The 12,106-nt window shown below is 52.0% G+C and carries 10 protein-coding genes; 6 read left to right on the forward strand and 4 right to left on the reverse strand.

Annotation, left to right across the window (positions count from 1 at the left end; translation table 11 throughout):
• The first annotated feature begins 88 nt into the window (after nt 1-88).
• Nucleotides 89-505, forward strand: coding sequence for a secondary thiamine-phosphate synthase enzyme YjbQ (locus tag F3J39_RS13080; protein WP_071668448.1), 417 nt, complete (start codon nt 89-91; stop codon nt 503-505).
• A gap of 3 nt (nt 506-508) precedes the next feature.
• On the forward strand, nt 509-859 hold the full coding sequence (locus tag F3J39_RS13085) for an MmcQ/YjbR family DNA-binding protein (protein ID WP_039381999.1): 351 nt from the start codon (nt 509-511) through the stop codon (nt 857-859).
• A gap of 4 nt (nt 860-863) precedes the next feature.
• Here the strand turns inward: F3J39_RS13085 and F3J39_RS13090 are convergent, their stop codons facing one another.
• Together F3J39_RS13090 and uvrA are read right to left on the reverse strand one after the other, a co-directional pair.
• Complete coding sequence (locus F3J39_RS13090) at nt 864-1,928, reverse strand: NAD(P)-dependent alcohol dehydrogenase (RefSeq protein WP_039382002.1); 1,065 nt, start codon at nt 1,926-1,928, stop codon at nt 864-866.
• 258 nt (nt 1,929-2,186) lie between these two features.
• Complete coding sequence (gene uvrA / locus F3J39_RS13095) at nt 2,187-5,015, reverse strand: excinuclease ABC subunit UvrA (RefSeq protein WP_039382007.1); 2,829 nt, start codon at nt 5,013-5,015, stop codon at nt 2,187-2,189.
• A 226-nt stretch (nt 5,016-5,241) separates the two neighbouring features.
• Between uvrA and ssb1 the strand changes: the two genes are divergently transcribed.
• Nucleotides 5,242-5,796 carry a single-stranded DNA-binding protein SSB1 gene (gene ssb1, locus F3J39_RS13100; protein ID WP_166714296.1) on the forward strand — a complete coding sequence of 185 codons (555 nt, stop codon included), beginning with the start codon at nt 5,242-5,244 and terminating at the stop codon, nt 5,794-5,796.
• Nucleotides 5,797-6,111: 315 nt separating this feature from the next.
• On the forward strand, nt 6,112-7,227 hold the full coding sequence (locus F3J39_RS13105) for a type IV toxin-antitoxin system AbiEi family antitoxin (RefSeq protein ID WP_166714297.1): 1,116 nt from the start codon (nt 6,112-6,114) through the stop codon (nt 7,225-7,227).
• A 1,341-nt stretch (nt 7,228-8,568) separates the two neighbouring features.
• Here the strand turns inward: F3J39_RS13105 and F3J39_RS13110 are convergent.
• Complete coding sequence (locus tag F3J39_RS13110; protein ID WP_039382017.1) at nt 8,569-8,964, reverse strand: transposase; 396 nt, start codon at nt 8,962-8,964, stop codon at nt 8,569-8,571.
• 527 nt (nt 8,965-9,491) lie between these two features.
• Here F3J39_RS13110 and F3J39_RS13115 point away from each other — a divergent pair.
• Both F3J39_RS13115 and F3J39_RS13120 read left to right on the forward strand, forming a co-directional pair.
• Nucleotides 9,492-10,748 carry a polysaccharide biosynthesis C-terminal domain-containing protein gene (locus tag F3J39_RS13115; protein ID WP_104085613.1) on the forward strand — a complete coding sequence of 419 codons (1,257 nt, stop codon included), beginning with the start codon at nt 9,492-9,494 and terminating at the stop codon, nt 10,746-10,748.
• 8 nt (nt 10,749-10,756) lie between these two features.
• Entirely contained in the window at nt 10,757-11,707 is a 951-nt protein-coding gene (locus F3J39_RS13120) for an ATP-grasp fold amidoligase family protein (protein ID WP_039382021.1), read from the forward strand.
• A 52-nt stretch (nt 11,708-11,759) separates the two neighbouring features.
• Here the strand turns inward: F3J39_RS13120 and F3J39_RS13125 are convergent, their stop codons facing one another.
• On the reverse strand, nt 11,760-12,041 hold the full coding sequence (locus F3J39_RS13125) for a YjcB family protein (protein WP_104085612.1): 282 nt from the start codon (nt 12,039-12,041) through the stop codon (nt 11,760-11,762).
• Nucleotides 12,042-12,106: the final 65 nt, after the last annotated feature.

The raw sequence follows: 12,106 nt of genomic DNA on the forward strand, positions 1-12,106 counted from the left end.
AGGCAGGCTGATGCTTTTTCCTGCGGCAGGGTTTACCTTTCGCCAACATGCTGCACACTTAAGAGACCTGTTTTTTTAGGACTTTGCTATGTGGCAGCAACAGACCCTCACCCTGAGCGCAAAAGCGCGCGGGTTTCACCTCATTACCGATGAGATCTTAAGCCAGCTTAACGGCCTCAATGGCGTGCGCATCGGCCAGCTGCATCTGCTGTTACAGCATACCTCCGCGTCGCTGACGCTGAATGAAAACTGCGATCCCACCGTGCGCAGCGACATGGAGCAGCATTTCTTACGCCAGGTGCCTGAAAACGCAGGGTGGCAGCACGATTATGAAGGCGCAGACGATATGCCTGCCCATATCAAGTCGTCACTGCTGGGCGTTTCACTGCTGCTGCCGGTCAGTCGCGGGCGGCTGATGCTGGGGACCTGGCAGGGCATCTGGCTGGGCGAACATCGCATACAGGGCGGTGCCAGACGCATCGTCGCGACTTTACAAGGGGAATAACCAATGACGATTTCTGAGCTATTGACCTACTGCATGAGCAAACCCGCCGCAGAACAGGACATTAAAGAGGCGTGGGATGCAACGCAGATTAAGAGCCACGGTGTGCTGTTTGCCATGCTTTATGAGAAAGCAGGGCGGCCGGCGGTGACGCTGAAAACCTCTCCCGCACTGGCTGAACTGTTGCGTGAAGAGCACAGCGACGTCTTTCCCAGCGAATACCTGAATAAATCCTGCTGGAGCACGCTGTGGCTGGATGGATCGCTGAAGGATTCGCAGATTTACTATCTGGTTGACGCCTCTTACCAGCAGGCCGACGCCACGCACGCGGCGGGCGCCAGCCAGCACAACGCCTGAGCCGTTACGCCGCAGGCGTATCGCGCAGGGTATTGATATCGATGACAAAGCGATATTTTACATCGCTTTTCAGCATGCGCTCATACGCCTCATTAATTTGATCCATGGCAATCAGTTCAATGTCTGAGGTGATGCCGTGCTTGCCACAGAAATCGAGCATCTCCTGCGTTTCAGCGATGCCGCCGATCAGCGAGCCAGAGACACTGCGGCGTTTGAAAATCAGGTTAACCACCTGAGGTGCCGGATGATCGTGCTCGGGCACACCGACCAGCGTCATATTGCCATCACGCTTCAGCAGGGTGATAAACGGGTTGAGATCGTGCTGTGCGGCTACCGTGTTCAGAATAAAATCGAAACTGTTAGCGTGGGCCGCCATCTGATCGGCATCTTTAGATATCACCACTTCATCAGCGCCAAGACGTTTGCCATCTTCGACTTTTGATGGCGATGTCGTAAACAGCACGACCTGCGCGCCCATCGCATGGGCAATTTTCACCCCCATATGGCCCAGGCCGCCGAGGCCTACGATACCCACTTTTTTGCCCGGCCCGACATTCCAGTGGCGCAGCGGCGAATAGGTGGTGATCCCCGCGCACAGCAGCGGCGCAACGCCTGCCAGGTCGAGGTTTTCCGGCACGCGCAGCACAAAATCTTCGTTGACCACCATGCTGGTGGAGTAGCCACCGTAGGTGACCGCGCCGGTTTCGCGATCCTGGCCGTTGTAGGTGCCTGTCATGCCCTCTTCGCAATACTGCTCCAGCCCTTCCTGACAGCTCGGACAGCTGCGGCAGGAGTCAACCATACAGCCAACGCCCACCAGGTCACCGGGCTGATATTTATGGCTGTGCGCGCCCACGGCGGTTACGCGACCGACAATTTCATGGCCCGGTACGACCGGAAAAATTGTGTTGTTCCATTCGTTGCGCGCCTGGTGCAGATCGGAGTGGCAGACGCCGCAATAGAGCACTTCAATCTCCACATCATGCTCACGCAGTTCGCGCGGTTTGTAGTCGAACGGGGCGAGTTTTGATTTGGCGTCCTGTGCAGCCCAGGCATGGGTAATATTCATGGTGTCTCCAGTCGGATGTGTCGTGAGTAGGGTATGCAAACGCCTTACGGAGTTCGAAAGGCCGCAACGCTGAGGCAGCGTTGCAAGCAGACCGCTATAAGCGTAGTCAGCTCGCCTGGATGCGACCATGCCTGAAGTTGTCTGATTCTTGCCTGTTTCTGCATTTTGTTGCGTAATCAGGCACGTCTGAATAACCGGCAAATAAAAAGCCGCCCCGGAGGGCGGCCTGATAATGGTAAAGGCGCAGACAGAAAAGGCTTACTTCTTCAGCATCGGTTTCAGGAAGCGTGCGGTATGTGACTTTTCACACTCTGCCACGGTTTCCGGCGTACCGGCGACCAGGATCTCACCGCCGCCGCTGCCGCCTTCGGGACCCAGATCCACGATCCAGTCTGCGGTTTTAATCACATCCAGATTATGCTCAATCACCACAATGGTATTGCCCTGATTACGCAGCTGATGCAGGACTTCCAGCAGCTGCGCAATATCGGCAAAGTGCAGGCCGGTGGTCGGCTCATCCAGAATATAGAGCGTCTGTCCGGTACCGCGCTTCGACAGCTCACGCGCCAGCTTGACGCGCTGCGCCTCACCACCGGAGAGCGTGGTGGCGGACTGGCCGAGACGGATATAGGAGAGGCCGACATCCATCAGCGTCTGCAGCTTGCGTGCCAGCGCCGGGACCGCTTCAAAGAAGTCGCGCGCTTCTTCAATCGTCATCTCCAGCACTTCGTGAATGCTTTTGCCTTTGTACTTGATCTCCAGCGTTTCGCGGTTATAGCGCTTGCCTTTACACTGATCGCACGGCACATAGATGTCGGGCAGGAAGTGCATTTCCACTTTGATCACGCCATCGCCCTGGCACGCTTCACAGCGTCCGCCGCGCACGTTAAAGCTGAAGCGGCCCGGATTGTAGCCGCGCGAGCGCGACTCCGGCACACCGGCAAAGAGTTCACGCACCGGCGTAAAAATGCCGGTATAGGTCGCCGGGTTAGATCGTGGCGTACGCCCGATCGGGCTTTGATCGATGTCGATCACTTTATCGAAGTGTTCAAGGCCGGCGATCTCACGATAAGGTGCCGCTTCACCGCTGGTTGCACCGTTAAGCTGCTGCTGCGCGATCGGGAAAAGCGTATCGTTGATAAGCGTTGATTTCCCGGAGCCGGAGACGCCGGTGATGCAGGTAAACAGGCCAACCGGCAGCGTCAGCGTCACATCCTTCAGGTTATTGCCGCGCGCGCCGGTGAGCTTCAGCACTTTAGCCGGATCGCCTTTCACCCGCTCGGCCGGCACTGCGATTTCGCGCTTGCCGCTCAGGAACTGGCCGGTCAGCGACTCTTCATGCGCCATAATGGCGTGTACATCACCTTCAGCCACTATCTGTCCGCCGTGCACGCCCGCGCCCGGACCGATATCGATGATATGGTCAGCCGCTCTGATCGCGTCTTCGTCATGCTCTACCACAATCACGGTATTGCCGAGATCGCGCAGGTGGATCAGGGTCGAGAGCAGGCGTTCGTTATCGCGCTGGTGTAACCCGATAGAGGGCTCATCAAGAACGTACATGACGCCAACCAGGCCCGCGCCAATCTGGCTGGCCAGACGAATACGCTGCGCCTCGCCGCCGGAGAGCGTTTCAGCCGAACGTGACATGGAGAGATAGTTCAGGCCGACGTTGACCAGGAAACTCAGCCTATCGCCGATCTCTTTCAGGACTTTCTCAGCAATTTTTGCGCGCTGGCCGCTCAGTTTAAGGTTGGTGAAAAACTCCATCGCATGACCAATACTCATTTCAGAGATGGTAGGCAGGTTAGTATCTTCAACAAACACGTGGCGCGCTTCGCGGCGCAGGCGGGTACCGTGACAGCTGGTGCAGGCGCGGTTGCTGATAAACTTCGCCAGCTCTTCGCGCACCGCATTGGACTCCGTCTCTTTATAGCGGCGCTCCATATTATGCAGCACCCCTTCAAACGGATGACGCCGCACGGAAGTGTCACCGCGATCGTTGATATATTTGAATTCAATATTCTCTTTGCCCGAGCCATACAGGATCACCTGACGCGCTTTGTCGCTCAGGCTGCTGAACGGCGCCTCTACGTCAAAATCGAGATGCTCAGCGAGCGAGCGCAGCATCTGGAAATAGTAGAAGTTGCGGCGATCCCAGCCGCGAATCGCACCGCCCGCCAGCGACAGCTCAGGGTTCTGCACCACGCGATCGGAATCGAAGTATTGCTGCACGCCAAGGCCGTCACAGGTTGGACAGGCGCCGGCCGGGTTGTTGAACGAAAACAGGCGCGGTTCCAGCTCACGCATGCTGTAGCCGCAGATCGGGCAGGCGAAGTTGGCGGAGAAGAGCATCTCTTCGCTGTCAGGATCGTCCATGTCCGCCACGATCGCGGTGCCGCCGCTGAGTTCAAGCGTGGTTTCAAACGACTCCGCCAGACGCGTGGCGAGATCGTCGCGCACGCGAAAACGATCGATGACGACTTCAATAGTGTGCTTTTTCTGCAGCTCAAGTTTCGGCGGATCGGAGAGATCGCACACTTCGCCATCGATGCGGGCACGGATGTAACCCTGCGCCGCCAGGTTTTCCAGCGTTTTGGTGTGCTCACCTTTGCGATCTTTCACCACCGGTGCCAGCAGCATCAGGCGGCGACCCTCTTCCTGCGCCAGCACCTGATCCACCATCTGGCTTACGGTCTGCGCCGCAAGCGCGACGTCGTGATCGGGACAGCGTGGCTCACCCACGCGGGCAAACAGCAGGCGCAGGTAGTCGTGGATTTCAGTAATAGTACCCACCGTCGAGCGCGGGTTATGCGAAGTCGATTTCTGCTCAATGGAAATGGCGGGCGACAGGCCTTCGATGTGATCGACATCCGGCTTCTCCATCAGCGAGAGAAACTGGCGCGCGTAAGCAGAGAGGGACTCTACATAGCGCCGCTGACCTTCGGCATAGAGCGTATCAAACGCCAGCGATGACTTCCCGGAACCTGAGAGACCGGTGACAACGATCAGCTTATCGCGTGGAATGATCAGGTTAATATTTTTCAGATTGTGGGTGCGAGCACCGCGGACTTCGATCTTATCCATTCACCTTTCCCGGATTGAACTACACCCGCTATGCCAGCAAAGCATAACGGATAGAAACGCATCATTATGGCACAAAAAATAACCTGAATAAATATCCAGTAGTTTTATCCTTTGGTACACTAGAGACGCAAAACTGGAAGCACGCTCCAAAGTATCCATCATAGATCAGGACGTGTTAAACTTTGTCGTTTAGACTTATAGCATCAACTCATCGGGAGAGAGCAACATGGCCAGTCGTGGCGTAAACAAAGTGATTCTTGTCGGGAATCTGGGTCAGGATCCGGAAGTGCGTTTCATGCCAAACGGTGGCGCTGTAGCCAACTTCACGCTGGCCACGTCTGAAAGCTGGCGTGACAAGCAGACCGGTGAAAACAAAGAGAACACCGAATGGCACCGCGTTGTGCTGTTTGGCAAACTGGCTGAAGTTGCCGGCGAATATCTGCGTAAAGGCTCACAGGTCTATATTGAAGGTCAGCTGCGTACGCGCAAGTGGCAGGATCAGAGCGGTCAGGAAAAATATACCACCGAGGTTGTTGTCAACGTAGGCGGCACCATGCAGATGCTGGGCGGACGTCAGCAGGGCGGTGCGAATGCAGGTGGCGCACCGATGGGCGGCCAGAGCGGCGGCGGAAATAACAACGGCTGGGGTCAGCCACAGCAGCCGCAGCAGTCTCAGGGCGGCAATCAGTTCAGCGGCGGCGCGCAGCAGCGTCCACAGCAGCAGAGCGCACCGGCGAACAACGAACCGCCAATGGATTTCGACGACGATATCCCGTTCTGAAGCTGACTGATAAGTCACCTTTTAAAATATATGCGCAAGCCCCTGTTAATACAGGGGCTTTTTATTTTGTACTTTCGGCACTCATCAAATATCAATTCATATCCGTTTTTTGATCCAAAGATCCTGCATGACAGCCAGGAGAAAAAAGAGTGGCATATTTTATCTGTATGAACGCGTCAGCTGATGTAAAGCAGGAAAGAGCAATATTAGCCTTAGAATAATTATTAGCTGCGCAGCTAATGATGCAATTATGACTAATATTAGCTAAGCTAGCTTTATTTTTGCACAGCTAATAACGGGCTGGAAACGAATGTTATGAGCCATTACGCACATTATTCAGAATTCGAACAACAGATGCTGGATGCACTGAGGGAAGCTATTGCTGAAGCCTTCGGCTCCGAAGCTTCTGTACTGAATGCCTCACACGAGCTTCCCGAAGCTGGAGTTGAACTTGATGGCAAGATTGTGATCAAGACTCCTGGTAAAACCCTGCAGGTATTCGTCGACGTCAAAAAAAAGGTCTACCCAAGAGACCTGAGAAATGCTGTCTACCAGCTTCGCAGAGGCATAGATGAAACCAGTGATTGTCACGAAGCGATTGGACTGCTTGCTGCAGGTGAGTTGAGTCCCGGGGCTAAACAGGAGCTCAGGAATCAAAATATCGCCTCATTCGAGCTGGGGGGCAGCCTTTATCTGAAGCATGAAGGCTGGCTCATTAACATCGAAAAGCCTTCCCACCGTACCAAAAAGAACACTCATGGCATTGAGCTTTTCACTGAGGCTCGGGAAAGTGTAATACATGCGCTTCTGATGAATAGTCATAAGTGGTTAACCGGTGCAGAACTGGCCGAAAAAGCCGAAACATCTCCATACACCTGCTCTCTCGTCCTGCAGGAGCTGACGCTGCGTGAATGGGTGGAGTCTACTGGTAGAGGACCGGGCAAGCGCAGAATGCTCACTCACCCTGATAAGCTTTTAGACGCCTGGTCTGAGCAGTGGCAGGGGCGTAAAGAAAAAAGGTCAAAGTGGTACACCTTTGTCGAAACGCCCGAGCATCTGCTGGCTCACCTGGCGGAAGAGATAGACCGTCAGAAAGTGGATTATCCGTGGGCATTTACGGGTGCTGCTGCAGCGAATGTTTATGCTCCACTGCTGACCAGTACTGAGGGAGCAGAAATCATTGTGCCCAGGGGCTATGCGGATAAGATGGCTGATAGATTAGGCCTGAAGCCAGTGAGTAAAGGGGCAAACGTTACGCTCATCGAGCGCGAACCTGCGAGCTTGCTTTATCGATATATGCGCTCGGATCAGCCTGCCTTTTTCGCCAGTCCTTACATTCTGTATCTGGACTTATTAGATGGTCGGGGCCGTAACAAGGAACTGGCGCAACATATCAGAGAACGATTGGAGTCTTTATGGCAACGGAATTGAAACCTCGTACAGCGGCTGGATACGATCAAAATGTCACACTGGCATGCGAGAGGACGCTGCTTACACTGTTAAGCGCCTTTGGAAATTTGAGAGAAACTCTGAGACTTGTCGGTGGTTTGGTCCCCCGTTGCCTATGCACGTTTCCATAGCGAGAACGATGAAGACGAAGATGAGCTTGTTAGCCGACAGCGTTTTGCTGCAGGGTTAGTCCAGAAGTTACTGACTGAGATTGAGAGGCAACGGACAGCCTGACGAAAACAGAAGTGCCGTAGCGTCAGCCCGGCAGGTTTACGCTGCGATATAGCTCGCCAGCAGTGACGCGCTTTTTACAGCCAGAGGCGTGCCGGTTGTGCTCTGCGTATTATGTCGCTAACAGCTTTTGCTGAGGTTGCTGGCGTTCATGCCTCCTCATTCTGTGACCACGGCCAGCGATGTCCAACCGGCGTTGATTTGTAGTGTTATACCGGCGTTTTTAAGAATTTAGCCCACCCGCTTTTGCCTGATTTACCCGCCTTATCGCCTGCACATCCGCTGCTATATGCTCCTGAGCAGGCAGACAGGTTGTCTTTTAATCACCTTTTGACATAAAGCCCGGCTGCTATGGCGTGCTTACCCCGATGATAAATGTGTCAGGACGTCTGTTTTTTATGCAAAACAGAGCAGCAGTTGCATATTGATGAGACGAAATGAGAATAAAAATTGGCTGGAACCGCTCTGCTGCCCCCGGTTTTAATCAGAGAATGGCCCTGTTTAATGGTAAGAAAAACCATTCAGGTATCAAGCGAGAGCGCTGCGGTTAAGAATGATCCCGGTCACATTCCGCATAAAAATATTAAAACCAGCGACAAATAACCGAATGTTATTTATCGATCATATCGCTTTTTATCTTACATAGTTTAAAGCTCATTACGTTTTTGGGCGGGAAAATTCCTGGAGAAATTAAATCATAAATTGTTTATCCCACGCGACGCGCCGATTTTTAAGCGCAACCGTCAGGGCCAGGATAAATGAGAGGGGAAAAGTGGTGCAGCCGGAGGAGATGTTCAGTTGTGCTAACTAAAAACAACTGTGATTTAAGGCCAGCAACAGTGGCATTAATGCAATAAACGAAGCGCCAATCTCACCGCAATGAGATTGGGCAACGTCTAAATGGCTTAAACTACAAGACTTTTGCTGGTGTGAATCAATTTTACCGCAAAAAAAGAAGCATTTTCCTGCCATTACTCATCAGGAAAAAGAGGTGCGAATTGTTATATTGTGAACGCCGGATTAAATGATCTTCATCTCTTCTGGTAAGAACAAATCTCAGCATTTAGTCAAATAACAGCGGCCTTACAACTATTAGCGATTTTCTGATCCTGACGGATAGTGGTAAACGCTGCGGCTGATGTCGAGCAAACGACAGCTGCGGCGGGTTCCAATATCAAAGGTTGTCTGCAAAAAGTTGACTGCCTGACGCTTTTCATTGGTGGTAAAGAAGTTTTTGAGCACGCTCTGCAGCATCTCTTTATCGGAACTCAGCGTTTGCAGTTCGCGGGTAAGGTTCTGTAGTTTGTCCTCTAACTCCTTGATCTTTCTTCCTTCTTCAGAAGAAAGGCCTGAAAATTTCTTCTTCCAGCTGTAGAAGGTAGCCTCTGAAATGCCGAGCTCTTCACAAATCTCCCTGACTTTTACTCCTGTTTCAGAAGCTTTAATGGCATTTGTGATTTGCTCTTCGCTATATCGTGACTTTCTCATAAATGCTCTTACCTTTCTTATCAATTAGTGGATGAGAATTACTGTATTAATATCTGGTACTGCAAAAACGGTATTAATGCAGTATTAAAGTGCGCGATTTGAATTGCGAGGGATAAATTAAGATATTTAGAATAAATATCATCATGGGATAAATCTTATTTTATTATGAATGCCAATGAACATCTTCCTGGCATTGGCTTTTTGATATAGATTCATTCCATCCCAAATGCAGAAAAATACGACAAACATTGGATATTCGGTACAGCTTTCTTGCAAAAAAGAGAGGGCGTGCCAGTAAACTTTTGTCTCGAATTCGGGTTGAAATCGTTTACATCCGCTGAAATTCGCACCAGATTTAATCAGAATTTTCCTGAATTTCTCTTCTAAATCCTGACGCGAGTCTCATTTTTCGGACCAGCCTGGTTTGAAGTTATTAATTTTTGTCAGGCCCACTGAGCGCTTGTTAATTCATTTCAAGGACGTTTTACCGCAAGGCAGTTGCTGTAAGTAATACTAAGGACCAGTCAATGAAATTGAGCGTAATGTCTAATGCCGTCTGGATGATGTCTGAAAAAGTCGTCTCGGTGTTCGGCGTCATCTTTGTCACCTCCTATGTGGCAAAATCGTTTGGCCCGACCATATTTGGCCAGATGGCATTTTCAGCTTCGCTATTCTCCATGGTGCAGACCGTGGCGATTTTCGGTACCGAAACCATCCTGTTTAAGCGCATCAGCAAAAGTGCGCCTAAAGGTCTGCGTCTGATGGCCGTGGCGCGCACCATGCGCCTCGCGCTGCTGCTGCTGACCTCCATTCCGGTCTTGATTTGGGTCTGGTACAACATGCAGGAGAATTTTCTCGCATTTGCACTGGCCTCATTTATCTCCTCGGTATTTGTAACGCAGGACACTTTTAGCGTCTACAACAATGCGCGTCTCGCGTCGCGGCTCAATACGCTGGCTAACTCAGTGGGACTGCTGCTTGGCTTCGCGCTGAGCTTTACCATCGCGTGGCTGCATCTCAATCCGCTGTGGCTGACCATATCCATCGTGGCGGTAACGCTGGTGCCTTATCTCATCAAGCGCATCAATTTTTACCGTGAGCATCAGGACATTGCGCCGCCGCAGCAGAAACGCACTACCTATCTGCGCTACCTGATGTATGCCGGTCTGCCGCTCGCTATCTCCAGCATTTTTATCTCCGTGCAGGTAAAAGCGGCGCAGATGTTTCTGGCCGGTATCGCTTCCGCCCGCGATCTGGGCCTGTTCGCCGCGGCTAACACCATTTCGGCTTCCTGGATTTTTATCCCGGTTGCCATCATCACTTCCTGCTTTTCGGAAATTTTCCGTGAGCGTGGAGCAGCCGCAATCAAACTCACCGCGCGGCTGAACGGCTATGTCATGGGAGTTTCATTGCTGTTATTGGCGGTGATCGCCATGTTTGGCGAGAAGATCATCATCGCGTTATATGGTCACGAGTACACACAATCGGGAAGTCTCGTTACGTTACTGTCGTTAGCAACCTGCTTTTCGGCAATGGGGACCGTAGCTTACCGCTACATGGTCAAAGAGGGCGGGTTTAACTATCTGCTGAAGAAGATCCTCTGCCTGATGGTTATCAGCCTGCCGCTCTCATGGTGGCTGATCCAGGGGTACGGCATTATGGGTGCCGCCTGGAGCGTCTTCATCACTGAGCTGCTCTCCCTTACCGTAATGAATTACTTCTTTAAAAACGGCGTCATTCAAAAAATTCAGGTTTCCTCACTCAACTACAAAACCTACAAATGAGGTCAGATATGCTCAGGTTGAAAGAAGAACTCAGAAGAAGCGTTCAGTATTTTATCAAGAAGATGCCCTGGGCTACGCAGGATCGCATCTACTACTTCCGTAAATTCCGTAAGCTGCCTAATCTGCGCGAGCCAAAGGTGTTTAACGAGAAGGTGCTGTATCGCAAATTTGTGTATGGCGACTATCAAATCTATGGTCGCCTGTCGGACAAGTATTCAGTACGCGAATACATTGCTGAGAAGGTAGGCAGTGAGTATCTGATCCCGCTGGTTTACGAGACCAGCGATCCGCATTCGCTTCACACGCTGTCGCAGTGGAAGAATACTGTGATCAAGCCTAACCATGGTTCCAACATGGTTGAGATCCTGCTGGAAGAGCCGGATGCGCTGAAGAAGCAGCAGATCATCAGCGACTGTCATCGCTGGCTGAAAACGGACTTCGCTAATGAAGCGCGTGAGATCCACTATCGCTACATCAAGCCGCGGATTCTGGTAGAGCAGTACATTGGCGATGGCAAAAGTGCGCCGATTGACTACAAATTTCACATGTTCAATAAGCGCGATGGCAGTTTTGAATATGTGCTGCAGGTGATCTACAACCGCTGCAACCCGCTGTTGTCGATGAACTTTTACGTCAACAATCTGAACGAGGCGTATCATAAGATCCGCGATACCGGTCTGGATGTTGAGCCTATTCTGCCGCAGCTGCAGAAGGCGCTGGCGCTGAGCAAGACGCTGGCCAGCGATTTCGACTATGTCCGCGTTGACTGGTATATCCACGGTGAAGAGATCTACTTTGGTGAGCTGACCTTCACGCCGGGTGCCGGACTGGTAACGGGTCTGGACCGCGGGCTGGACCAGATGATGGGTGATATGTGGATTCAGGATCGTCGCGGTACGAAGAGACCGGGCGTTTCGGTTGCGGAAGTCGGTATTCCCGCCGTGTTGAAGAAAATTTGATCGCACAGCAATATAAAGAACCCCGCAGCGCGGGGTTTTTTATGCATACTATTCAGGGAATTGGCCACTCAGTCGGCGCCTGACTCATCACATCGATAAAAGCCTGTTTGCCAATCTGCATAAAGTTGTGCACGTTCTCCATGCTCAGCGTAATACCCAGCAGTCCGGTCACAAACCAGCACGACATCCCCACGCCCAGACCGCCACACAGCAGCGCCATAACCGGATGGCTCTTTTGCAGCAGTTTTATTTTCATTGAGCTGGCGAGAAACATCAGAACGGCGCTCAGAATACCCCAGCGCATTACCAGTAAACTGGTTGTTAACGTAGCCATTAACGCAAAACCTCTTCGAATCAGTGATATCCCTGACATTAACCGGACATCACTGACGGCAAAGA

This window comes from Pantoea sp. Acro-807, assembly GCF_011752675.1.
GTDB classification, from domain to species: domain Bacteria; phylum Pseudomonadota; class Gammaproteobacteria; order Enterobacterales; family Enterobacteriaceae; genus Pantoea; species Pantoea eucrina.

Coding starts and splice junctions, on each gene's coding strand:
- F3J39_RS13125 (WP_104085612.1), bottom strand. CDS start 12,041: ATGGCTACGTTAACAACCAGTTTACTGGTAATGCGCTGGGGTATTCTG.
- F3J39_RS13115 (WP_104085613.1), top strand. CDS start 9,492: ATGAAATTGAGCGTAATGTCTAATGCCGTCTGGATGATGTCTGAAAAA.
- F3J39_RS13085 (WP_039381999.1), top strand. CDS start 509: ATGACGATTTCTGAGCTATTGACCTACTGCATGAGCAAACCCGCCGCA.
- F3J39_RS13110 (WP_039382017.1), bottom strand. CDS start 8,964: ATGAGAAAGTCACGATATAGCGAAGAGCAAATCACAAATGCCATTAAA.
- ssb1 (WP_166714296.1), top strand. CDS start 5,242: ATGGCCAGTCGTGGCGTAAACAAAGTGATTCTTGTCGGGAATCTGGGT.
- F3J39_RS13105 (WP_166714297.1), top strand. CDS start 6,112: ATGAGCCATTACGCACATTATTCAGAATTCGAACAACAGATGCTGGAT.
- F3J39_RS13080 (WP_071668448.1), top strand. CDS start 89: ATGTGGCAGCAACAGACCCTCACCCTGAGCGCAAAAGCGCGCGGGTTT.
- uvrA (WP_039382007.1), bottom strand. CDS start 5,015: ATGGATAAGATCGAAGTCCGCGGTGCTCGCACCCACAATCTGAAAAAT.
- F3J39_RS13120 (WP_039382021.1), top strand. CDS start 10,757: ATGCTCAGGTTGAAAGAAGAACTCAGAAGAAGCGTTCAGTATTTTATC.
- F3J39_RS13090 (WP_039382002.1), bottom strand. CDS start 1,928: ATGAATATTACCCATGCCTGGGCTGCACAGGACGCCAAATCAAAACTC.